The following is a 23,058-nucleotide window of genomic DNA, read 5'->3' as shown; positions in this document are numbered from 1 at the left end:
TAGTTGTTTTATCTTTAAATACTTTATTCTTCTATCGTTTTTTATCGCTGCTCTTCGTCTGCGTTTTCTTTTCCGGTTCTGGTTTTGCTAACAGGTTTCTTTTCACTTCCTCTTTTTTAGCTTCCGGCTTCTTTGTCACCGTCGTCTTTTTCACTTCTGTTTTCTTTGCCGTACCGGCCGCAGCCTTTGTGCCGGCAGGCTTCTTTGTTTCTACTTTTTTCGCCGAAGTGGTTTTAGTCTCAGGCTTCTTTACTTCTGCTTTTTTAATTATCTTTTTAGGTTCAATTTTCTTATCAGTAGTCTTTGTTGCAACAGGTTTGGACACCGCAGGTTTTGCAGCAGCCTTTACAAACGGTTTTACATCTTTTTTAACCTCGGTTTTCGTTTCTGCCTTTTTAGGAGCTGCTACAACCACAGGCGCTTCCTTCTTCAAAATCTCCGGTTTATCATTATCCAGGTATAATAACGAGTCTTCCGTTTCATCATTTACATTATATACTTCCATTGCCTGGCTAGAGTCCAATGGAGGCAGGGCAGCATTCAGTGATGGCGCTACTTCCAGCATTTCATTAGATTCCCTCGACTGCTGTAACAGGCTTTCAATATTCTTTCTAAGCTGCATCGAATCAATTTTCGAATAATGCCCTTTCACTCCAATTACCTGACCGTTGTACTGTACATCAATCTTCTGGTATTTATCAAAGCCGGTGCGCTTCAACACCTGGTCGTAAAACAGGTATAACCTGTGAAACTTAGAGGCGATATCTGTTCCATCCCCCAAATCCACTTTATGATTTCCCACCACCGGTATCATTGACATGGTCCAGCAATCTGCACCGCAATTATTGATATCAATCTGTGCTACCTGGGCACTCCAGAATGGATCTTCATTAATAAAAGATGCTGTAGCTATCACATTTTGCACTAACGCACTATCGGCCCCGTTCATTATTTTTTTCGATGGATAACCTGTAAAAACGGGCAGGTCAAGGCTTACCTTATCTGAAAGGGGGATCTGCTTTGCTGCTTCGTCAATATAGAATGATGTACCTAAATTCGTAAATACCCTCGCCAATGGCTTACGTTCAGTAACATTGGCATGCAGCACATTGTTATTGTCAAAATACAGGTCTGCATTATATACCCAGGCGCTCTGCTCCAACAGGTCTTCTATTACCGGCAAATTAAATTCTGATTTAGGCTGCCCTTTTATATCTCCTTTTGTAGCAGCCTTCAACAATTCGGCTATCTGCTCCTTCGATGTAAAAAGCATCCCTTCTTTAAACCCTTCAATCTGGATACTGTAGCCATTACATACGCCGGCCTCCTGCGCACGCATAGCGGCAGTAATAACAGTACCCATGCCTATTGCCACACCCAGCCACATGAGCGTCAGAAAAAATCTTTTTATAGCTCTCTTTTTTCTCACTTTACTTTGTTAAAATCTGTTGTATAGGTTCTACCAGTTTATCTATATCTCCCGCCCCCGCTGTTATGATCACTTCCCCAAGCTCCCTGTTCCGGTTCACCGCAAAATCTGTTTCCACCCAATCCAACAACTGCTCTTTGGTATACAATGCCTTGGTTTTGGCCTGTACATTGTCTAGTACCAGGTTGCTGGAAACCCCTTCGATCGGTAATTCTCTTGCAGGGTAAATGGGTAATAACACGACATTATCCACCCCACCTAGTACTTCTGCAAATCCTGCGGCGAAGTCCCGGGTTCGGGTGAATAAATGAGGCTGAAAAATAAGCGTACATCTTTTCCCCGGGAACAGTGTTTTTACACCATTTATCAACGCTCTCAATTCCTCAGGATGATGTGCGTAATCGTCTACAAAAACAAGGTCTTTTTGATTAATAATGTATTCAAAACGCCTTTTCACCCCCTTAAAAGTGGCTACCGCTGCTTTTATTTTTCCGGGCTCTATTTCCATATCGTTGGCAACGCCAATCGCAGCCATCATATTCTCCACATTGTGCATCCCTCCCATGTTTAGCCTGATATCACTGATCGTATTACCGGGAAGCACGGCGTCGAAGGAGTAACCACCATCATGAACACGAATATTTGTTGCACGAACTTCAGCTATATCATCCTTGATACTGTAAGAAACAGTTCTGTCGGCTACAATTTCCTGCTCCAGGCCCAACTTCTTCAATAACAAACCGCCTTTTTTTGTTTTGGCAGCGAATTGACGGAAGGCATCTTTCACATTTGCTTCGGTTTCGTAAATATCCAGGTGATCCGCATCAGTAGCAGTGATCACCGCTACGTCCGGACTTAATTTCAGGAAGCTTCTATCGTATTCATCAGCCTCAATAACGCAAACATTCCTGTCGCTGCTCCAGAAATTTGTACCATAATTCGCTGAAATGCCCCCCAGGAAAGCATTACAGCCGTATCCGCTATCACGCAGTAAATGAGCCACCATTGTAGAAGTGGTTGTTTTACCATGCGTACCAGCCACACAAATATTAAAAGAGCCTTCGCTGATCACCTGCAAAATATCGCTGCGCTTTACAACAGCATAGCCCTCATTTTGGTAAAAAACCAGCTCTTTGTGGTTCTTTGGAATGGCCGGAGTGTACACTACATAATCCACTTCTTTAGGAATGAGTTCCAGATCTTCCTTGTAATGTATCGAGATACCTTCCTGCTCCAGCCGGCTGGTGATCGCTGTTTCAGTACGATCATAGCCACTTACTTTTTTACCGAGAGAAAGGAAGTATCGCGCAATGGCACTCATGCCAATCCCACCTATACCAATAAAGTATACCGACTGAACCTCGTTTATATGTTTGCGTACTGCGCTCATTTATTGTATCGTATTCAAAATTTCATCAGCTACTCTCTCTGCCGCATCTGTTATAGCCAGCGTAGAAAGGTTGGCACTGATCTCTCGTCTTTTATGTTCATCTGCTGCCAGGCCAACCGCCATCTTAACAACATTGTTCTTTGCTTCAGCATCTTTCACCATCAATGCTGCATTCTTATTCACCAGTTGTTGTGCATTAACCGTTTGATGATCTTCTGCCGCAAAGGGATAAGGAACAAAAATGGCCGGTTTTTTCACCACACATATCTCTGCCACCGTCATAGCCCCGGCTCTTGCAATAACTATATCAGCCGCAGCATAAGCGTATTCCATATTGGTGATAAACTCATTCGCCCAAACTCCCTTATGTGTTGCAGCCTGCTGTGCTGCTTCAGCTGCCAGGCTCTTACCGGTTTGCCAGATCACCTGCAGGCCAGCTTTCAATAATTCATCCATACCCTCCAGGACCGCTTCATTTATAGACTTGGCACCAAGGCTGCCGCCCACCACCAATAGCGTTGTTTTATCAGCCTCCAGACCAAAAAACTCCAACGCCTTCTCTTTTGTTATTGCTGCTTCAACAATTTGTTTCCTTACCGGATTACCCGTAACAGTTATTTTTTCAGCCGGGAAAAATCGCTCCATTCCATCTGTACCTGTAAAAATGCGGGTAGCTCCTTTTGAAAGCATCTTATTAGACTTTCCCGCAAAGGAATTAGACTCGTGAATAAAGGTGGGTATCCCCTTAGCCTGCGCCTGTTTCAAAACAGGAAATGTAGAATATCCACCCACGCCAATTACCGCATCGGGCCTGAAGTCTTTAAATATTTTCCTTACCTGGAAAAAGCTTTTGATGATCTTTACCGGCAAGCCTATATTCTTGATCAAAGAACTACGGTTCAATCCTGCGATATCTATACCCACTATAGAATAACCGGCTTGCGGCACTCTGTCCATTTCCATTTTACCTTTCGCCCCAACAAATAAAAACTCAATACCAGGCTGCTTTTGCTTTAGCTCATTGGCTATAGCAATTGCGGGGAAGATATGCCCTCCCGTTCCACCACCTGCTATGATTATTTTTTTACTCACTTTCTTCTTTATTTTCCTCCACAACGGGCTCTATTGCTACTGTTGCCGGTTCCAGGCTTTCTACATTCCTGGACACACTTAAAATAATTCCTATCGCTAAACAAGTAAATAAAAAGCTGGAACCACCCATACTTACCAGGGGAAGGGTTACACCCGTAACCGGAAACAGATTAACCGTTACCGCCATATTAGCCAATGCCTGTATGGCCAATGTAAAGCTTAATCCCAAAGCCAGGAAGGCGCCAAATGCAAACGGACATTTTTTAAAGATGCGGATACAACGGTACAGGAAAACCAGGTACACAAATACCAGGAAAGCCCCTCCCAGTATGCCATATTCTTCAATAATGATCGCAAAAATGAAATCATTATAAGCTTGCGGAAGATAGTCACGGGTTGTACTGTTGCCAGGCCCTACACCCAGAAATCCACCTTTTGATATAGCGATCTTGGCCTGGTTCACCTGGTACATTTCATCGTTATCGGCTTCTTTACCACCATATATAAAATTCTCTACCCTGCCTACCCAGGTGCTTACCCGAACCAGTATACCGCCGGACTTCTTTGCCGCCCCTTCAACATGCTCCGTAACTACCGCTGTTTCTGTTGCATTCGCCTCTGAACTATGTCTTGCTACGGCAGCGATAATAAGCATTGAAATAGGTATGAGCGCCAGTCCTATCACCATTAACAAATGCCGGGTATCAACCCTGCCAATAAACAAAAGGATCATACAACTTGCCCCCAACAACAAAGCTGTGGACAGATTAGCCGGAGCAATAAATAAACAGGTGATACCGATAGGCATAATCACCGGTAAAAAACCTTTCTTAAAATTCTTAATAACCTGCTGCTTCCTGCTCAGTAACCTGGCGAGGTACATGAACAACGCTAACTTTGCCAGATCTGAAGTTTGCATGGTCATATTGATAATAGGCAGTTTGATCCAGCGACTACCCTCATTTATTTTTGCACCAAAAAATAATGTATAGATGAGGAGTGGGATGCTGAGCATAAACAATACCTGCGCTACTTTAGAGTATACCGTATAGTTTACCCGGTGGGCAAAATACACTACACCGAATCCTAATAATATAAACACCACCTGCTTAAAAAGATAGATCTCTGTATTGCCTTTATAGTTTTTGTAAGCCAGAGAACCTGTGGCACTGTATACTGCCAGCAGCGATACCAGTGTCAGCAACACTACCAATGCCCATATAACTTTATCGCCACGCGTGTGACGATCCAGGTTATTACGCCAATCGGTAGAAGGAATTGTATTTGATATTTCAGATGTTACAGACATATATTATTGTTACCGGATGCAGGATGTCAGATACTTGATGTTCGATACTAGATGCTTGATACAGGATATTCATTAAAGATCAATCACCGCTTTTTTGAACTGCGTACCCCTGTCTTCATAATTTTTAAACAAGTCGAAGCTGGCACAACCGGGACTCAACAACACTACATCACCTTTTTCGGAGTAGCTAAAAGCAGCTGTAACAGCTTCCTGAGCACTGGCTGTATCAACTATTACAGGCACTACACCATTAAAAGCAGCGTGAATCTTCTGGTTATCTAATCCCAGGCAAACAATAGCTTTTACCTTTTCCTTTACCATATCCATTAAAAGACTATAATCATTCCCTTTATCAACTCCTCCTAAAACCAGTACAGTTGGCTTATCCATGCTTTCCAGGGCATACCAGGTTGAATTAATATTAGTAGCCTTGCTGTCATTAATAAACTCAACTCCACGAATGGTAGCCACATGTTCCATCCTATGCTCCAGGTTCTGGAATGTTTGAACTGCTTCGCGGATTTTCTCTTTGCGAATTTCCATTGTGGTACCGGCCAGGCTTCCCGCCATAGTATTGTATTGATTGTGTTTACCCTTTAGCGTAAAATCATACACGCTCATTGACATAAAATCATCGCCTGTTCTAACGTACATTTCGCCATCCTTAATAAAAGCTCCGTTGTTTTCGTGTGCCATACTAATCGGTAATTGGTTTGAGTTGATTTTAAATTGATCGATATATCTCATTGTTACTTCATCATCCATATTGTAAATGAAGTAATCGCCCTTCTTTTGATTTTCTATTATTCTAAACTTGCTCCTGATATAATTCTCGAAATTGTAATCGTAACGATCCAGGTGATCCTCAGTAATATTGGTAAGCACTGCTATATCAGGCCTGAAAGTGACAATATCATCCAGCTGAAAACTGCTCACCTCTACTACATAAACCGGTTTGGGGTCTATTGCCACCTGTTTTGCAAACGATTCGCCTATATTACCTACCAGCGCTGCGTCCACGCCTCCTGTTATAAGAATATGATGAATCAGCGATGTAGTGGTTGTTTTTCCATTGCTCCCTGTTATCGCCACTATTTTACTGTCGCCCTTATACCGGTAAGCCAGTTCTATTTCACTGATAACAGGAATACCTTTTTTACGGATCTGCTTTACCAGCTCATTTTTTTCAGGAATACCAGGGCTTTTCATTACCTCGTCTGCCTCCAAAATCCTTTCTACACTATGTTTACCTTCTTCCCATTCAATACCCGCTGCATTCAATTCGTTACGATATACTTCTTTCAAAGAACTTCCGTCAGAAACCAACACCTCGTAGCCTTTCTGCTTTGCCAGCACAGCGGCGCCAACGCCACTTTCACCTCCACCCAATATCACCAGCTTCTTAGTCACCTTATCTCAATTTTAGTGTTACCAGACAAATTACTACCAGCATTACCTGTATGATCCAGAAGCGGGTTACGATCTTTGCCTCATGATAACCCTTCTTTTGAAAATGATGGTGCAACGGGCTCATCAGGAAAATACGCTTACCCTCACCATATTTTTTCTTGGTGTATTTAAAGTAAGTAACCTGTAAACTCACACTCAGTATCTCTACAAAAAATACCCCGCAGAAAATAGGAATCAATAACTCTTTATGTACGATGATAGCTATAGCTGCTATAATACCACCGAGGGTTAAACTACCCGTATCTCCCATAAACACCTGTGCCGGATAAGAATTATACCACATAAATCCTACGCAGGCCCCAATCATTGCTGCCAGGAAAATAGACAGCTCCCCCAGGTTGGGTATATACATTATATTCAGGTAGTCGGCGAAATATAAATTACCACTGGCATACGCAAAAATCCCCAGCAGTACACCAATAAGCGCCGACGTTCCGGAGGCCAACCCATCTAATCCATCAGTAATATTGGAGGCATTGGATACCGCTGTAATAATAAAAATTACAATCAGGATATAAAGTACCCAGGTATACTTCTGAAATGACTCTGGTAACCAAGCCAATAATTTGGAGTAGTTAAACTCATGATTTTTTACAAAAGGAATAGTTGTAATCGGCTCTTTCGATTCAACGAAATACTTCGCTTTGCCATTTACCATCTTGGTAATTACTTCAGGCTTTGAAGGGTTACCGGTATATTCCCTCCAGATCTTCACATTACTGTTGAAGTACAAAACAGAACCTACTAATATACCAATTCCCACCTGGCCGAAAATTTTAAACCATCCGGCCAAACCATCTTTATCGCCTTTTTTATAAGCAATACCCTGCTCCTGTGCAAGACGTTTTGCCCGCAGTTTCAAATAGTCATCTATAAAGCCAATAATACCCAACCAAATTGTACAGGCCAGCATTAACAATACATATACCGTATTCAAGCGTGCAAACAGTAAGGTGGGCACGAGTATGCCCATAATGATAATGATACCACCCATAGTTGGCGTACCTTTTTTCGCCTGCTCACCAGCCAACCCCAGGTCGCGAACGGTTTCACCTACTAATTTTGCGCTCAACAGGTTGATCAACTTTTTACCGTACACCAATGTGATGATCAAAGCAAGCAGCACGGCCATCATAACCCGGAAGGTTTGAAATTCCATCAACTGCCTTCCGGGGAAGTTAATTCCCTGTTGCTTAAACCATTCAAATAAGTGATATAACATGATTCAGTTGATTAGATTAAAAGTTGATTAGTTGACAAGCCCGTTCAACGCTTCAACACACTCATTAACTTATTTACTTAATAATTCGAACATTTCCCTTACTACTTCCTTATCATCAAAATGATGCTTCACACCATTGATCTCCTGGTATTTCTCGTGCCCCTTGCCTGCCACCAAAACAATATCTTCTTTATTGGCCAGGGTAATAGCCGTTTTTATAGCTTCTTTTCTATCCGTTATAGAAATACATTTTCTTTTGGATCCCACGGGGACACCGGCTTCCATATCCCTGATAATTGCTGTTGCATCTTCAAAGCGGGGATTATCGCTTGTCAGTATTACACGGTCGCTATACTCACAGGCTACTTCAGCCATAACCGGCCTTTTTGTCTTATCCCTGTTTCCGCCACAACCCGCAACAGTAATCACCTGCTCAAATCCCTTCTTTAACTTTTTAATAGTAGCCAGTACATTCAATAAAGCATCCGGCGTATGCGCATAGTCGATGATCGCTATTATTTTTTCATTAGGAGAAATGATATATTCAAAACGTCCTTCCGCTCCATTCAACGTACTAAGCATTTGCAGCACTTCGTACTTATCCTGCCCCAGGCAAAAGGCTGCTCCGTATACCGCTAAAAGATTATGGGCATTAAAAGAGCCAATTAGCCTGAAATGAACTTCCTGCTCATCAACCAGCATGTGCAGGCCCATGATTCCATTATCAAGAATCTTTCCCTTAAAGTCACTCACCGCCTTTAGCGAGTAGGTTTTAACTGCAGCCACTGTATTCTGCACCATTACCATCCCGCGCTTATCATCTATATTCGTAATAGCGAAAGCAGATTTAGGCAGTTTATCAAAAAACAACTTTTTCACGCGGATATATTCATCAAAGGTTTTATGATAATCCAGGTGATCGTGAGAGATATTAGTGAAAATACCGCCGGCAAATTCCAATCCTTCAATCCTGTACTGGTTAATAGCATGAGAGCTTACCTCCATAAATACATAAGAGCAGCCCTCTTCTACCATCTGTGCAAGTAATTGATTCAATTGCACCGCATCAGGTGTAGTATGTGTTGCGGCTATTACTTTGCTGCCAATATGATTTTGAACAGTACTTAACAAACCACACTTATAACCTAATGAGCTAAACAGCTGGTACAGTAAGGTTGCAACAGTAGTTTTTCCGTTGGTGCCGGTAACACCTACCAATTTTGCCCGTTCAGAAGGACGACCGTAAAAATTATGTGCTATGATTCCTGCCGCAGCCGCGCTATCTTCTACCTGTACATAAGTAACAGCCTGATCCATTGCTTCCGGCAACACTTCACACACAATAGCTGATGCACCACTTTGTATAGCTTTCGCAATAAACTGGTGCCCGTCTACCGCAACACCTTTTAATGCAACGAATAAATGACCTGGTTGCACACTACGGGAGTCTATAGTAATACCCGTGATGTCAATATCTGTAGCTCCCGCTACCGACTGCATACTGGTTCTATATAAAATCTCCTGTAATAACACTATGACGTTTTATCTTTTGTTTGACTAAAAATCTGTCTTCCTAAACTAGGCCAGGCTTAATACGATTGCCTGTCCTTTTCTAAATGGCGCACCTGGCTGAATAGATTGAACAGCCACCTTACCGCTACCTCTTGCATTTACCCTGAGCCCCATATCTTCCAACAACTTAATCGCATCTCTCAACCCCATGCCCCTTACATTCGGCATCAGATTATCCTTTACCACATTTGTTTGTAAAATCCTTTTATAATTGGTAGCATACATGGTAGCCCAGCTATTTTGCTGTAGCGAATCTACATACCTCATATCTAAAAAGCCAAGCACATTTTTGATACCAGTGGAGCTGCCAGCGTAGAAGTAACTGGTGCTGTCTGCAGCACCTTCATACATCTTAGGCGTTTTACGATCTACATACATAGAATAGATCTTGGTTGCAATTTCCCTGAACACAGGAGCTGCCAATTGGCCTCCATAATACAAGCCTGAACCGGCCTTGGTTCTGATCACTACGATACAGGAGTACTGCGGATTGTTAGCCGGAAAGTAACCTGCAAATGAAGCCTGGTAAATTCTATTGGCATATCCGATACCCCGATCAGCTACCTGGGCTGTTCCTGTTTTACCCGCCACCAGGAAAGGCATGTCTTTAAAAACTCCCTTGCCGGAACCTTCTGTTATAACCAGCTCCAATGCTCTTTTTGCAGCTTCCAATGTAGCCGGCTTACATATTTGTTGCTCTAAGACGGTAGGTTGCGTTTGCTTAATAACAACCCCGTTATTTCGAATGCTGTTTACCAGGTACGGACTCATCATCACACCGTTGTTACCTATTGCATTATATAAAGTAAGCAGCTGCATAGGACTAACCTGAATCGCGTATCCAAATGCCATCGTTACCAGGTTCATCACACCCCCATGGCTGGCTTCTAACGGAGCAACACTTGGGCGGGGAATAGCTGACAAGTCGATAGGCGATTTTTTGGTAAGATGATATTTATCAAGATACTCTTTAAACTCTGTGGGCTCTTTGCCAAAGGCTTTCAACGCAACACGACCCATTCCCACATTAGAACTGTGGGCGATACATTCTTCTATAGACAACACAGGTTTAGGCATGCGGTGCGCATCTGTAATAGGACGAGGCCCTACCTGCATACGTCCGGTGCTGCCTACTTCAAACAAATCCCCCGGCTTTACATTTCCTTTGTCCAGCGAAGCCAGGAAACTAACGATCTTAATAGTTGAGCCCGGCTCTGTAACCCTTAAAGCGTAGTTATCGTTTTCCCAATAGGTTGTATCCTGACCATTGCGTCCCAGGTTGGCTATTGCTTTTATCTTCCCGGTTTTTGTTTCCATTACAATAGCAGTACCATATTCTGCGTGTATGGATTGCAGCATACGCAGCAGTGCCGTTTCCGCTACATCCTGCATGTTGATGTCCAGTGTAGTATAAATATCTTTCCCATCTTCAGGCTCTACCTCAAAACCCTGCACCGGCACTGCACCACCCGACGCGTAACGTACCAGGCGCTGGCCGCTGCGTCCGTTCAACAAGCTATCGTAGCTCATCTCCAGTCCCACATTCATCTTCCTCACTTTACCGTCGCTATTAACATACTCCCGACTTAAACCAATGGTTCTGTTAGCCAGCAAACCAAATGGCGCAATACGCTTACTGGTTTGCTCTACTACAATACCACTCTTATTCTTACCCAGGCTGATCAATGGAAATTCTCTCAAAGCCTTATAATCTTCAAAGGATATTTTTTTCTTGAGGGAGTAATACCTGTTTCCTTTTGCGTAGGCTTTATCAAATTCAGCCCTGTATTCTTTCGCAGTTTTATCTTTGAAATACCCGGCCATAGCTATGGCAAAAGAGTCGATATAAGTGTTGTATACCTTACCCCCTTTATCTCTTAAGCCATCGGCTTTGAAATCCATGTATATATCAAACTGCGGAAGCGAAGTGCTCAACATCTGGCCATCTTCACTAAAAATCGTACCCCTGTCGGCATTAATTTCTACAATCTTCTGGTGCATACTATCGCTCATGCTTCTCCAATGCTCTCCCTGCAGCTTCTGGATCACTACCGCTTTTCCCAGAACCATTACAGAAAGCACTACTATGCCGATAAAGCATAGATACACGCGCCATAATATATCCTTTTTAACCTCCATATTATTTCTACTTCCTGATGAAGAATGGTATTCAACTATTTATTCCTGAACGCCCGCCAGGTAATCTTCCAACGAGTCTTTAAGTACATACGGTGTCTCATTCAATTCGCTCAAACCCAGTGGCTGCAAAGCTTTCGACAACTGGCTCGGCTTACTGCGAAACATAACTTCACTTTTCAGGCTTTTATATTCCCACTGCAACTCCTTCACTTCTTTGGCCATTGCATTTATTTTGCGAACGGTTTTATCTGCCATGTGACCGTTATATATATAAACCACTGCTAAAAAAGCCAGAAAGAAAAGAAAAGGCACCTGCTGTACAATGGATTGATAATTCAACCATTTCTTCCAATTAAACTTCACCTGCCCTTCTTTCATACCAAATGTTTTATGGGTTTACTGATCAACTTACATTCTGCCAATACCTGAAAAGGCGCTACAGACGTTCGGCTACCCGCAACTTAGCACTCCTCGATCTCGAATTATTCTTCAACTCATCCTGCCCGGCCGTGACCGGCTTACGGGTTATCACCTTAAATATTTCCTGTCTTTGTGTATTTATAAACGGATTCTCTTCTATTTCTTCAAAACTTCCTTCCCTGAAAAAATTCTTCACCACCCTGTCTTCTATCGAGTGAAACGTGATGATCGCAATTCTTCCTCCGGGGTTTAATAAGGATACTGATTGTTCCAACATTTCTTTCAACACCTGTATCTCTTCATTTACTTCCATGCGCAATGCCTGAAACACCTGCGCAAAGTATTTATTCGGATTCCCCTTTACCACATCTCTTACTGCATTCTTAAATCCATCTATTGTTTTAAGTGATACTACACTACGAACCGACACAATTGTTTTGGCCAGTGTTTTTGCGTTGGTCACTTCTCCATATTGTTCAAATAACTTATGCAATTGAGTTTCGCCATATTGCTGAAGTACCTCAAATGCCGTCACCGATTGTCTCCTGTCCATCCGCATATCCATATCTGCATTAAAACGGATGCTGAACCCACGATCTGCTTCATCAAACTGGTGACTGCTCACACCCAAATCTGCTAAAATGCCATCTACTTTGGCTACATCCTGCAATCGCAAAAAGCGTTGTATATGCCTGAAGTTCTGCTGTATAAAAACAACCCTTTTATCATCGGGCACGTTCTTAGCGGCATCTTCATCCTGGTCAAAAACATACAGCTTCCCGTTTTCATTCAACTGCGCCAGTATTGCTGCGGAATGCCCGCCGCCACCAAATGTGCAGTCTACATAAACACCATCAGGTCTTATAGCTAATCCTTCTATTGTTTCATGTAAAAGAACAGGAACGTGGTAGCCGGTTGACTGGTTGGCTGGTTGATTAGTGGATAAGTTGACTGGTTGACTCGTTAACGGGGAGTTCTCTTTCCGACTATTCCGTTTTTTGTTCGCCATACTTTTCAACTTTTAAACTTATGAACCATTAAACCTATATTCCACCCATTACCAGGCTTGCCAGGTCACTAAATGACTCCGGTGAGAAAGAATCAAAGAACTCTTTGTATTTAGCACTATCCCAGATCTCCATCTTATTACCAGCCGGCACCAGCACAATATCTTTTTGAAGCGCTGCATACTCCTTCAAGGTTGGAGGCAGCAACAATCTGCCGGCACTATCGGGCTCCACCATGGTGGCACCGTTTAAAAAGTAACGCTTAAATTGACGAACCTTCGGATCAAAATCATTCAGCGCATTTACTTTTTCAGCAATAGGTTTCCAGGAACTGAGTGGGTACAGACTGAGGCATTTTTCAAACCCCCTGTTAATGACAAACTTATCCCCATCTCCTTCCGCCAGCTGTTTTTTAAACCCAGCTGGTAAAAGAAAGCGGCCTTTGGCGTCAACCGTAGCCTCAAATTCTCCGAGGAAGCCTGTCATAAATGAAATAACTGTTATTTAATGCACTAAACTAACACAAAGTAACACTTTTTCCCACTTACCTACCAAATTTTAGCATTTTTGATTTATCCACAAATCAAATTCGGCCAAAACCCTTTACTGCACAGCGTTTCACCCATTTTTTGGCTTCAACTCAAAAAACAAGTGTGAATATAATGTGGATTACAGGGCACAAAAAGTGGAAAGGTGAAAAATTTGCTGCGTTTAGATGTTAGCAAAGTGCATTTCCCGTTCAAAAGAAGGAAATTTGCTGCTTCTATAGAGGTAATTGCAGTTTTGCTGCAGGCCTTAATTTTATACAACACATACTTTTATCGTCTCAAAACACTCGATATTTGCTTTTTAGCAGGTAAAAAGCAGGACAGCGGACAAACAGGCTACTTAATAAACAAACAACATGCATCCAAAGCATCTTTCAATAAAGGATTTTACATACAACCTCCCTGAAGAAAAAATAGCGTTTCATCCATTGAACAACCGGGACGATGCCCGGCTGCTCGTTTTTAAGGACCAGGAAATACAGACGGATATTTACCGGAATATAGCCTCGCATATACCAACCGAAACCCTGATGATCTTTAATAATACCAAGGTGGTAGAAGCCAGGTTGTTATTTAAAAAAGATACCGGAAGCGTTATTGAAGTTTTCTGCCTGCAGCCACATGAAATGTATGCAGACATTACGACGGCCATGAACCAAACCGGTAGTGTACAATGGCTTTGTTTAGTCGGCGGCGCCTCCAAATGGAAAAACGGGCAAATACTTAACCTCCCCTTCGAAGCCGGCGCGTTGACTTTTACACTGGAAGCCGGTCTCATTGAAAAAAGAAGTGATTGTTTTGTAATTGAACTGAAATGGAGTGGCGATTTCAGCTTTGCTGAAGTACTGCATTATGCCGGGCATGTACCGCTGCCTCCCTATATCAAAAGACAGGATGAAACAGCCGATAAAAGCCGCTACCAGACTGTTTTTGCGAGGCACGACGGATCAGTAGCTGCACCTACTGCGGGATTGCATTTTACTGAAAATGTATTGTCATCACTCGGGCAAAAAAATATTGATACCGGTTTTGTAACCCTGCATGTGGGTGCAGGCACTTTCAGGCCGGTAAAAGCAGCAACGATGCAGGAACACGATATGCATTCTGAGTTTATTGAAGTAGAAAAAGAGCTGATCGAGCAACTGATTGACCAGGATAGCAAACCCCTGGTTGCCGTAGGCACCACTTCCCTAAGAACACTGGAAAGCCTTTACTGGCTGGGCGTCCGTCTCATGGCTAATCCGCATGCATTTGAGCATGAAATACCTTTTTTAAGTCAATGGGAAGCTTATGAGCACGCAAATCTTCCTTTAAAAACAGAAGCGCTGAAGACCTTGCTGGAGTATTTGTCACAAACAGGAAACAACCGGTTGATCGCTAAAACGCAGATCATCATTGCGCCCGGCTATGCTTTTAAAATGATTGACGGATTAGTGACCAATTTTCATCAGCCCTCTTCTACTCTTCTTTTACTGGTGGCAGCCCTTATTGGAGATAACTGGAAAAAAGTATATGATTATGCGCTGCAAAACGATTTCAGGTTCTTAAGTTACGGGGATGGAAGTTTACTATGGAGTGATGATCATCATAAAAAGCCCCACCTGTAGTACAGGCGGGGCTCTTAAAAATCAATAAAACAAAACTAAAGAAACTTAGTTCAGGTGCGATTCAATTTTTTTCACAAAATTACCTTTTGGTTGTGCACCTACCAGTTTATCTACTACCTGGCCATTTTTTATAAATAAAATTGCAGGAATAGATGTAATACCGTAATCCATTGAAACCTGCGGATTTACATCCACATTTACTTTACCAATATTCACTTTCCCATCGTATTCTTTTGATAATTCTTCAATTACCGGACCGATAGCGCGGCAAGGTCCACACCACTCTGCCCAAAAATCCACTACAGTTAATTTATCTGAATCCAAAACCTCCGCCTGGAAGTTTGCGTCGTTAAATTCTTTTGCCATTATGATAGTTTTAAAAGTTTTTAATTATTTAATGTTAAGCAGGTAACAAATTTAGCTCCTAAAACTAAATAACAGCAATTGTGGCATTTTGTTGTGCAGAAAATGTCAATTGCCCGTTTGCGGACTGTCATTCTATCGGTTGACTGATTTTATTTAATGACTTATCGATTGCAGTTCGGCAGGATTGTGCTTATGCCTGAATAAAAGGGCAAAAAATATGGCTACAACCAGGGCATAAACAGCAAATACCATCCAAATGCCCGGCCAGTCTTTCGTACCGTCGGGCAATAAATAAAATTTATCGATCATCCAGCCACTCAGTAAACTGCCCATAATGGACCCAAAACCATTGGTCATCATCATAAAAAGCCCCTGGGCAGAAGACCGGATCTCCTTGTCGGTAGAGGTTTCCACGAACAAAGAACCCGAAATATTAAAGAAATCGAATGCCATACCATATACGATATTCGAAAGTACAATCATCCAGAAAAATCCTTCAGGATTGCCGTATGAAAACAGGCCAAACCGCAGCACCCAGGCAAACATCGATATCAGCATCACCTTCTTTATACCAAACTTCTTCATAAAAAAAGGAATAGCCAGTATAAACAATGTTTCCGATATCTGCGATATAGAGATGATCATGGTAGAATAACGCACCACAAACGAATCAGCATATTGAGGAATGTTCTCAAAATCTTTTAAATAAGTATCCCCATACATATTGGTCAGTTGCAAAGCCGCGCCCAAAAACATCGAAAACAGGAAAAAGATCAGCATTTTGTAATTGCCCAATAACTTAAAAGCATTCAACCCCAGCTTTTCCGCCCACGATGTGGATCCTTTGCTTTTATTTTCAGGCGGACATTTAGGAAGCGTGAGCGCGTATAATCCCAAAAGCACAGCAAACACCCCGGCAATATAAAACTGGTTGGCATTAACAGCATGACCAGTGATGGCGCTTATTTTTTGGCCCAGGACTTTTCCCGCGTCGAGCGGCGACTGAGGGTCGCTCACCAGGTTCGTGATCCACATAGCCGCAATAAAGCCTACGGTTCCCCAAACACGTATGGGCGGAAAAACTTTGATAACATCCAGTTGATTATCTATCAGTATGCGGTATGAGAGCGCATTGGACAGCGCAATGGTGGGCATGTAAAAACACATACTTAATAACAAGATCCAGAAAAACGAAGATGGTGCATCAAGTGCCGGCAAAATAAAAAGCGTGATGCCATATAGAATATGCATCAACGCGTATAATCTTTCGCCGTTCATCCACCTGTCGGCAATAATTCCAATAAGCGCCGGCATAATCAGCGAGCCCAGGCCCAGGGTCATAAATACCACACCAAACTCCTGTCCCGTCCATCCCTTAAACCCGAAGCCATAAGAACCTAAAGTGGTTAACCATGCCCCCCAAACAAAAAACTGGAAAAAGCTTAATACAGTTAGTTTAAATTTTATCGACATAAAATATTTTTATTTAACCGGCGCGATAGTATTATTGTTCGCCGGGTTTACCACTTCAAAGAAATCCTTTGAACGCCCGGATTATAGTTCAGTGATGTTATTTAACAACCCAACGAATCTAAATAAAAATAATAACAAATAACCCGGGCTCGCCATTTATGCTATTTTTATTTATTATGATCAATTACAACAACAAAACATTTAAACCTGTCAGCAATACTGAAAACGGAGAAACCTCCGCCGAGACCCTATTTCATTATGTTCAAAAGGGCAATATTCTTACGGCCAGCTATAGCGGTGGCAAAATAAAATCGGGACATTTGATAGGACTGGTGGATGAAAACGGTAAAATAAACATGCGCTATCACCAGGTAAACCACCAGGACGAGCTAATGACAGGGATTTGCTCTTCTGTGCCCGAAATACTACCTAATGGTAAAATCAGGCTGCACGAAACCTGGCAGTGGACATCCGGTGACCGATCCGCCGGCACCTCAGTAATTGAAGAGATTTAACTAAGATTCGGTTTAATAGAAGTGTTACGGCTTAAAAGCGTTAAACCCAATGCCATTGCACCGGAGGACAATGCCCATAAACCCACCACACCATTAGCACATCTTAAGCCCTTATGGCGAATCATATCAAAAAACAAGCTGGAAACATAACCTGTCGCTAGCATTTCTGCCACAACAAAAAATACTATAACCAATAATCGTTTGTATAAGATCAATTGACCAGGTTTCCGGCTATAAAGAAATAGCTGGAGTACACCAAGCGGCGTATAAAGAACCAGTAACCAGGAGAGCAAAGATGTCATTAACTTTAAGTATTAGCCCTCAACAAATCTACATTTTCTATTTAAACTAACAATTTTGAACCTTTCAACCTAAAATCCGTTTTATCTTTGCACCTCATTTAATTTAGCAGATGATCGCGAATACCCTACAAAACGTTGATAGTGCACTTCAAAAAATTGCCGACAAAGTATATAACGGACAAAGAATCAGTGATGCAGATGGTTTGTATCTTTTTGAGCATGCCAGCCTGGCTTTCGTAGGCGCTTTGGCTAACTATGTACGCGAGCAAAAGCATGGCGATACCACTTATTTCAACAGGAACTTTCATATTGAACCTACCAATGCCTGTGTCTATTCCTGTCATTTTTGTAGCTATAGCCGTTTGTATGCGCATCGCGATGAGGCCTGGGAACTATCGCTGCAGCAAATGATGGATATCGTAAAGAAATATGATAACGACCCGGTAACAGAAGTGCATATTGTAGGAGGCGTTCATCCCAAAATGAACCTCGAATTTTTCGCCGAATTGCTGCGCAACATCAAAGCACATCGCCCTGAACTGCATATTAAAGGTTTTACTGCAGTGGAACTGGACTACATGTTCCGCAAAGCCAAAAAAACCGTACAGGAAGGCATGCAATACCTGAAAGATGCCGGACTGGAAAGTTTGCCCGGCGGCGGTGCAGAAATCTTTGCACCAGAAGTAAGAGAACAAATTTGTGCTGATAAAATTGATGGAACAGGCTGGTTACATATTCACCAGACCGCACACGAGCTGGGCATGCAATCCAATGCCACCATGCTTTTTGGTCATATTGAAAAATATGAGCACCGCATCGATCACATGAGCAGGCTTCGCGACCTGCAGGATCAAACCAACGGTTTCAATACCTTTATTCCACTTAAATTCAGAAATGGCGACAATGATATGAGCCATGTGGCAGAATCGTCCCTTATAGAAGATATGAAGATGTATGCCATAGCACGTATTTTCTTAGACAATTTCCCACATATCAAAGCCTATTGGCCGATGCTGGGCAGACAAAACGCACAGCTATCACTGTCATTTGGCGTAAATGATATTGACGGAACTATTGATGATACGACCAAAATCTATTCTATGGCGGGCTCTGAAGAGCAAACGCCATCCATGAGTACTGAAGAGTTAGTTGTACTGATTAAACAGGCACGTAGAAGACCGGTAGAAAGAGGTACTTTATATAATGTGATTAAGGATTACGGAACAGTTGAAATAGCCGAAACGGCTTAACCCTCGCTCCGGAAACTCGTTTGTAGTGTGCGTTTTTTTTGGTATATTGCTATACTTAAATCAATTCTACTATGGGCAAAGTATCCACCATTCTTGCCAGGAAAGGAAACAATGCGGTTTCTGTGCAAAAAGACACCAAAGTTTACGAGGCATTAAAGATCATGTCTGATAAAAACATCGGCTCGCTGGTTGTATTGGATAATGAAGGTAAATACGCTGGTATATTAACAGAAAGAGATTATTCCAGAAAAGTAATACTGGAAGGACGTCATTCGGACGAGGTAACCGTGGGTGAAATTATGTCTACTGATTTACCTACCATAAAACCCGACGATACCGTAGAGCTGTGTATGCAACTGATGTCGAACAAAAACATCCGGTACTTACCGGTTTTTGACGGAGACCATTTATCCGGCATCATCTCCATCAGCGATGTGGTTACAGAAACTATTCTTCAACAAAAAGAAACCATCAGCCAATTACAGAATTATATACAGGGCTAAGGTTTGCCGGCAATTGTTTTTGAGGGCCCGTAATTAAGCGGCAACAGGTCGCCTACCTTTTCACTCCATCCCCAGTACCACTCGGACAATAATCCCCGGGCAGGATACCAGTTGCCATTAGCATCCAATAGCAACGCAGGTTCGTTTTGCAGCGTAATTAATGATCGCGCCGGGTAGCGGGACCTACGTTCCATGTGATGATCGAGATAGCCTTGCTCTTCTATTTTATGCTTGTTTACTATCTGCAGGTAATCGGACCAATAAATAAACTTTTGTCCATCCTCTACAATGCGGATGCTATCTACTGCCAGTGTAGTGCCATATTCATAAGTAAAATCTTGTTGAGATAATATTCTCTGGTAATATTCCGAAGAGTCGCTAAAACGATGATCGGGGTTGAGCCGGTACAATGCTTTTATTCTATCCTTTTCTATATTGCGAAGCTTTTTCACCCGCCTTATTTCAAAGCCCTGGTCGAGACTATTCCCCTCGTAAACCGATCGGAAAAAGTGCATCATAGACCCGGTATAAGCTTCACGCCTGTTTTCCTCCCAGTTCCTCACCTGCCGGTTACTGCCCTTCATATCCGTAAACAAAATATGACCTGCAAAAAAATTAGTTCTGTCTTTAAAGTTAATCTCAAAATGCTCGAGCTGATAAGCCAGTTTATACCCCAGGCCTTTGTTCTCAATGATGATAGGCTCATTGGCAACTACTTCCAGCTTATTCAATTTCTGATAAAAACGAAACCTAAGTGTTTTATGGTTTTTAATAACCGTCTTCGTGGAGTTATTGGAAAGGCCAATAAAGTAATCTGTAAAAGTTTTACCCCATTTTTCCCAGGTTTCTTTCACATAGCCGCCCACCACTACAGTTTCCATCGCTAACACCTTTGGTTTTACTACCACCTTCAGCTTTCCCGGCATTTTTTCTGTAGAAAAATCATACGTAACGGTTTCAAACCCCACGTGCGTGATAATGAGCTTGTATATTCCTGCGGGGATATCGGCTATTTCAAAATAGCCCTCTTTATTGGTTATGCTGGCCAGCGAAGTATTGGTAATGAATACTGAACTTCCGGCTACCGGCATATTCGTTTCACCATCTACCACATGTCCCTGTAGCCTGTTTTGAGCGGGGGCAATCATTGCCAACAGGACCAAACTAATAGTCAAAAAGAGTTTCACAGGATAAATATATACGATTTCGCAGACTATCTACGAAAAACTCGTAGATATTATTTGACGTCTTTCAGCACTTCATTGATAATAGCGCTTATTTCTTTAGCACGGTTCACTATCATCATATGAGTGCCCCCTTTGATCACATGCGTGGGTTTTAACGGCTTTATTGGAAAAATGAGATCCGCATCACCATGAATGTGTATGACATTAGCAGGCACGTCCACATTACGCCAATTCAGGATCTGGTTCAATGCCCAGATCATATAATCTTTGTCGATAATTCGCCGGTAATTATTGGCAAAGTCCTGCTCTTCCCTGGTAAAAGCTCCCACCCGCTTATTAGCCATTGCAAAAAAACGCTCGTTGGCCTGTATTCTTTTGATGGGAAAAATATGATTCAGTCTCAGCCGGCCTATCAGCCTCCATTTACGGGGAAGCTCATCTGTATTTTTGATGCTGGATACCAGTATCACCTGTTTCACGGGCCGTATTTTAGCTATCTCCAGGGCTACCATACCTCCAAAAGAAACACCGATAATAACAGGATCAGGTTCCCGTATCTTTTCAGCCATTCGTAACACATAATCTTTGTACACTTCTTTAGGCATAGGTTTGAGCCAGTTGATGAAAACCAATTCTGCGTTGTCGATACTGAGGTTAGTAAAAATTTTATCATCGGCTCCAAAACCCGGAATGCAATAGATTTTTCTTTTAGGCAGTTCCCGTTTTTTTCTTTTGAAAATATTGTGCAACCAATTCACATTCTTATGTTTTATTGGTCTCAATTTATAAAACATACCGCATAAAACAAAAGTGCGGGGATCATCCCCGCACAATTAAAACATATCCCGCAATCGTTTCGGCTTTTAGTTTAACCCAAACATACCTTTATTAAGTTGCTGCAATAATTGGGTTTTATGCTCTGCGGCAACCAGCAAAGAAATATTATGCCTGCTGCCACCATAGGATACCATACGAATAGGTATGCTCCTGATAGAGCCAAACAGTTTTTTTATTATTTCTTCCGTTTCGTTAATGTTATGCCCTACTACTGAAATAATCGCCTGTCCCTCATCTACCTCAACAGTGCCCAATACTTCCAGTTCTTTAATAATTGATTTCAGGAACTCAGGGTTATCGATCGTAAGCGATACCGCTACTTCTGAAGTGGTGATCATATCGATTGGTGTTTTGTATTTTTCAAACACCTCAAATATTTTTCTCAAAAACCCGTAGGCCAACAACATACGGCCACTTTTTACCTTAATGGCAATAATATTATCCTTAGCGGCTACAGCTTTTACACCGGCTGCTGCTGCTTCCTGCGTGATTAATGTACCTTTTGCATCAGGCTCCATGGTGTTTAACAACTTCACCGGAATTTTGTACTGCTGTGCCGGCCATATAGAAGCGGGGTGTAATATCTTCGCACCAAAATAAGCCAGTTCAGCTGCTTCATCAAAGCTCAATTGCTCAACCGGCACCGTTTTATTAACGATGCGCGGGTCGTTATTATGCATACCATCAATGTCAGTCCAGATCTCACATACAGAAGCATTAATAGCCGCTGCAACCAGCGAAGCTGTATAATCGCTACCGCCACGCTTTAAGTTATCTACCTCTCCTCTTACGTTGCGGCAGATATAACCCTGGGTAACCAAAACTTTTTTATCCTTATTCTGGTTAATCAATTGAGTTAGTCTTGTACGAATAGAACCGATTTGCGGCTCTTCGTTTTCATCAATGCTCATGAATTCCAGCGCAGGCAATAAAGCAAAGGACTCCCCTATTTCTTCCAGGTAGCAGGAAAATATCTTGGTAGACAATAACTCGCCCTGAGCCAGGATGTCTTTACTCAAAGCCTCACTGAAAGATATTTTCAGGATGATATTCAAAAAATCGAAATGCTCATCTACAATCGCTTTTGCTTTATTGTAGGTGGTTTCCGATTGCAACAGTTCTTTTATAAAATTGTAATAATGCTCCTGCAGCGTAGTTATCGTTTGCAGGGCAGAATGCCTGTCATTAGCCGCAATATGGTTACCAATGGATACCAGGGCATTGGTGGTTCCGGATAGTGCGGACAGCACTACCAAAGCAGGTTCGGTTTCTTTTTGCAGCAGCGAAGCAATATGCTTCATGCGTTCGGGCTTACCAACGCTAGTGCCGCCAAACTTCATTACTTTCATTCGTATAGTTTTTGTTTGCGGCAAGGTGCCGCAATAAATTTTGTCGAATGTAACGCTTCAAAATCCTCTTT

Annotated in this window: 21 protein-coding genes; 4 read left to right on the top strand and 17 right to left on the bottom strand. The window is 42.3% G+C overall.

Features of this window, described 5'->3' with window-relative positions:
- Positions 1 to 31: 31 nt before the first annotated feature.
- The 11 genes from ACLOAU_RS11675 to mraZ all read right to left on the bottom strand — a co-directional run bounded on the left by ACLOAU_RS11675 (position 32) and on the right by mraZ (position 13,536).
- A complete protein-coding gene (locus tag ACLOAU_RS11675) occupies positions 32 to 1,429 on the bottom strand; it encodes a hypothetical protein (protein ID WP_427862049.1) in 1,398 nt (465 codons plus the stop codon).
- A 1-nt stretch (position 1,430) separates the two neighbouring features.
- Entirely contained in the window at positions 1,431 to 2,819 is a 1,389-nt protein-coding gene (murC, locus tag ACLOAU_RS11670; protein WP_427862048.1) for a UDP-N-acetylmuramate--L-alanine ligase, read from the bottom strand.
- Positions 2,820 to 3,911 carry an undecaprenyldiphospho-muramoylpentapeptide beta-N-acetylglucosaminyltransferase gene (murG, locus tag ACLOAU_RS11665; RefSeq protein WP_427862047.1) on the bottom strand — a complete coding sequence of 364 codons (1,092 nt, stop codon included), beginning with the start codon at positions 3,909 to 3,911 and terminating at the stop codon, positions 2,820 to 2,822.
- Complete coding sequence (locus ACLOAU_RS11660) at positions 3,904 to 5,220, bottom strand: FtsW/RodA/SpoVE family cell cycle protein (protein ID WP_427862046.1); 1,317 nt, start codon at positions 5,218 to 5,220, stop codon at positions 3,904 to 3,906. Before ACLOAU_RS11660 ends, murG begins: the two co-directional genes overlap by 8 nt.
- A 72-nt stretch (positions 5,221 to 5,292) precedes the next feature.
- Positions 5,293 to 6,630, bottom strand: coding sequence for a UDP-N-acetylmuramoyl-L-alanine--D-glutamate ligase (gene murD, locus ACLOAU_RS11655; protein WP_427862045.1), 1,338 nt, complete (start codon positions 6,628 to 6,630; stop codon positions 5,293 to 5,295).
- Position 6,631: 1 nt separating this feature from the next.
- Complete coding sequence (gene mraY, locus ACLOAU_RS11650) at positions 6,632 to 7,912, bottom strand: phospho-N-acetylmuramoyl-pentapeptide-transferase (RefSeq protein ID WP_427862044.1); 1,281 nt, start codon at positions 7,910 to 7,912, stop codon at positions 6,632 to 6,634.
- A 69-nt stretch (positions 7,913 to 7,981) separates the two neighbouring features.
- On the bottom strand, positions 7,982 to 9,445 hold the full coding sequence (locus ACLOAU_RS11645) for a UDP-N-acetylmuramoyl-L-alanyl-D-glutamate--2,6-diaminopimelate ligase (RefSeq protein ID WP_427862043.1): 1,464 nt from the start codon (positions 9,443 to 9,445) through the stop codon (positions 7,982 to 7,984).
- A 45-nt stretch (positions 9,446 to 9,490) separates the two neighbouring features.
- Positions 9,491 to 11,623 (bottom strand): penicillin-binding protein, encoded by a 2,133-nt coding sequence (locus tag ACLOAU_RS11640; RefSeq protein ID WP_427862042.1) that lies wholly within the window; start codon positions 11,621 to 11,623, stop codon positions 9,491 to 9,493.
- 39 nt (positions 11,624 to 11,662) lie between these two features.
- Positions 11,663 to 12,001, bottom strand: a complete 339-nt coding sequence (locus ACLOAU_RS11635) for an FtsL-like putative cell division protein (RefSeq protein ID WP_427862041.1) — start codon at positions 11,999 to 12,001, stop codon at positions 11,663 to 11,665.
- A gap of 58 nt (positions 12,002 to 12,059) precedes the next feature.
- Positions 12,060 to 13,052 (bottom strand): 16S rRNA (cytosine(1402)-N(4))-methyltransferase RsmH, encoded by a 993-nt coding sequence (gene rsmH, locus ACLOAU_RS11630; RefSeq protein ID WP_427862040.1) that lies wholly within the window; start codon positions 13,050 to 13,052, stop codon positions 12,060 to 12,062.
- Between the two features lie 34 nt (positions 13,053 to 13,086).
- Positions 13,087 to 13,536 (bottom strand): division/cell wall cluster transcriptional repressor MraZ, encoded by a 450-nt coding sequence (gene mraZ, locus ACLOAU_RS11625; RefSeq protein WP_427862039.1) that lies wholly within the window; start codon positions 13,534 to 13,536, stop codon positions 13,087 to 13,089.
- A gap of 418 nt (positions 13,537 to 13,954) precedes the next feature.
- Between mraZ and ACLOAU_RS11620 the strand changes: the two genes are divergently transcribed.
- Entirely contained in the window at positions 13,955 to 15,205 is a 1,251-nt protein-coding gene (locus ACLOAU_RS11620) for an S-adenosylmethionine:tRNA ribosyltransferase-isomerase (RefSeq protein ID WP_427862038.1), read from the top strand.
- Positions 15,206 to 15,250: 45 nt separating this feature from the next.
- Here the strand turns inward: ACLOAU_RS11620 and trxA are convergent, their stop codons facing one another.
- Together trxA and ACLOAU_RS11610 are read right to left on the bottom strand one after the other, a co-directional pair.
- Entirely contained in the window at positions 15,251 to 15,571 is a 321-nt protein-coding gene (trxA, locus tag ACLOAU_RS11615; protein ID WP_427862037.1) for a thioredoxin, read from the bottom strand.
- A gap of 153 nt (positions 15,572 to 15,724) precedes the next feature.
- Complete coding sequence (locus tag ACLOAU_RS11610; protein ID WP_427862036.1) at positions 15,725 to 17,044, bottom strand: nucleoside permease; 1,320 nt, start codon at positions 17,042 to 17,044, stop codon at positions 15,725 to 15,727.
- A 158-nt stretch (positions 17,045 to 17,202) separates the two neighbouring features.
- Here ACLOAU_RS11610 and ACLOAU_RS11605 point away from each other — a divergent pair, with 158 nt between their 5' ends.
- A complete protein-coding gene (locus ACLOAU_RS11605) occupies positions 17,203 to 17,559 on the top strand; it encodes an avidin-fold protein (RefSeq protein ID WP_427862035.1) in 357 nt (118 codons plus the stop codon).
- Here ACLOAU_RS11605 and ACLOAU_RS11600 read toward each other — a convergent pair.
- Positions 17,556 to 17,861: a hypothetical protein gene (locus ACLOAU_RS11600; RefSeq protein ID WP_427862034.1), complete on the bottom strand. Its 306-nt coding sequence runs from the start codon at positions 17,859 to 17,861 to the stop codon at positions 17,556 to 17,558. The two genes, ACLOAU_RS11605 and ACLOAU_RS11600, sit on opposite strands and share 4 nt — an antisense overlap.
- Positions 17,862 to 17,971: 110 nt before the next feature.
- Between ACLOAU_RS11600 and mqnE the strand changes: the two genes are divergently transcribed.
- Positions 17,972 to 19,111: an aminofutalosine synthase MqnE gene (gene mqnE, locus ACLOAU_RS11595; RefSeq protein WP_427862033.1), complete on the top strand. Its 1,140-nt coding sequence runs from the start codon at positions 17,972 to 17,974 to the stop codon at positions 19,109 to 19,111.
- A gap of 71 nt (positions 19,112 to 19,182) precedes the next feature.
- A complete protein-coding gene (locus ACLOAU_RS11590) occupies positions 19,183 to 19,614 on the top strand; it encodes a CBS domain-containing protein (RefSeq protein ID WP_427862032.1) in 432 nt (143 codons plus the stop codon).
- On the opposite strand, the gene ACLOAU_RS11585 is transcribed toward ACLOAU_RS11590, so the two are convergent.
- From ACLOAU_RS11585 to ACLOAU_RS11575, 3 genes are all read right to left on the bottom strand, one after another.
- Positions 19,611 to 20,801, bottom strand: coding sequence for a carboxypeptidase-like regulatory domain-containing protein (locus ACLOAU_RS11585; protein ID WP_427862031.1), 1,191 nt, complete (start codon positions 20,799 to 20,801; stop codon positions 19,611 to 19,613). The two genes, ACLOAU_RS11590 and ACLOAU_RS11585, sit on opposite strands and share 4 nt — an antisense overlap.
- 50 nt (positions 20,802 to 20,851) lie before the next feature.
- Positions 20,852 to 21,559 (bottom strand): alpha/beta fold hydrolase, encoded by a 708-nt coding sequence (locus tag ACLOAU_RS11580; RefSeq protein WP_427862030.1) that lies wholly within the window; start codon positions 21,557 to 21,559, stop codon positions 20,852 to 20,854.
- Positions 21,560 to 21,664: 105 nt separating this feature from the next.
- A complete protein-coding gene (locus ACLOAU_RS11575) occupies positions 21,665 to 22,987 on the bottom strand; it encodes an aspartate kinase (protein ID WP_427862029.1) in 1,323 nt (440 codons plus the stop codon).
- Positions 22,988 to 23,058: the final 71 nt, after the last annotated feature.

Origin of the sequence: Paraniabella aurantiaca (assembly GCF_050309965.1) — a bacterium.
Classification (GTDB): Bacteria; Bacteroidota; Bacteroidia; order Chitinophagales; family Chitinophagaceae; genus Niabella.
The sequence above is the reverse complement of the archived record's forward strand: the minus strand, read 5'-3'. Positions and strand labels throughout refer to the sequence as shown.

What these genes read in the sequence shown, in the direction of transcription:
- murC (WP_427862048.1), bottom strand. Translation starts at nt 2,819, where the DNA reads ATGAGCGCAGTACGCAAACATATAAACGAGGTTCAGTCGGTATACTTT.
- ACLOAU_RS11660 (WP_427862046.1), bottom strand. Translation starts at nt 5,220, where the DNA reads ATGTCTGTAACATCTGAAATATCAAATACAATTCCTTCTACCGATTGG.
- mraY (WP_427862044.1), bottom strand. Translation starts at nt 7,912, where the DNA reads ATGTTATATCACTTATTTGAATGGTTTAAGCAACAGGGAATTAACTTC.
- ACLOAU_RS11640 (WP_427862042.1), bottom strand. Translation starts at nt 11,623, where the DNA reads ATGGAGGTTAAAAAGGATATATTATGGCGCGTGTATCTATGCTTTATC.
- ACLOAU_RS11635 (WP_427862041.1), bottom strand. Translation starts at nt 12,001, where the DNA reads ATGAAAGAAGGGCAGGTGAAGTTTAATTGGAAGAAATGGTTGAATTAT.
- rsmH (WP_427862040.1), bottom strand. Translation starts at nt 13,052, where the DNA reads ATGGCGAACAAAAAACGGAATAGTCGGAAAGAGAACTCCCCGTTAACG.
- mraZ (WP_427862039.1), bottom strand. Translation starts at nt 13,536, where the DNA reads ATGACAGGCTTCCTCGGAGAATTTGAGGCTACGGTTGACGCCAAAGGC.
- ACLOAU_RS11620 (WP_427862038.1), top strand. Translation starts at nt 13,955, where the DNA reads ATGCATCCAAAGCATCTTTCAATAAAGGATTTTACATACAACCTCCCT.
- trxA (WP_427862037.1), bottom strand. Translation starts at nt 15,571, where the DNA reads ATGGCAAAAGAATTTAACGACGCAAACTTCCAGGCGGAGGTTTTGGAT.
- ACLOAU_RS11610 (WP_427862036.1), bottom strand. Translation starts at nt 17,044, where the DNA reads ATGTCGATAAAATTTAAACTAACTGTATTAAGCTTTTTCCAGTTTTTT.
- ACLOAU_RS11605 (WP_427862035.1), top strand. Translation starts at nt 17,203, where the DNA reads ATGCTATTTTTATTTATTATGATCAATTACAACAACAAAACATTTAAA.
- ACLOAU_RS11600 (WP_427862034.1), bottom strand. Translation starts at nt 17,861, where the DNA reads ATGACATCTTTGCTCTCCTGGTTACTGGTTCTTTATACGCCGCTTGGT.
- mqnE (WP_427862033.1), top strand. Translation starts at nt 17,972, where the DNA reads ATGATCGCGAATACCCTACAAAACGTTGATAGTGCACTTCAAAAAATT.
- ACLOAU_RS11590 (WP_427862032.1), top strand. Translation starts at nt 19,183, where the DNA reads ATGGGCAAAGTATCCACCATTCTTGCCAGGAAAGGAAACAATGCGGTT.
- ACLOAU_RS11575 (WP_427862029.1), bottom strand. Translation starts at nt 22,987, where the DNA reads ATGAAAGTAATGAAGTTTGGCGGCACTAGCGTTGGTAAGCCCGAACGC.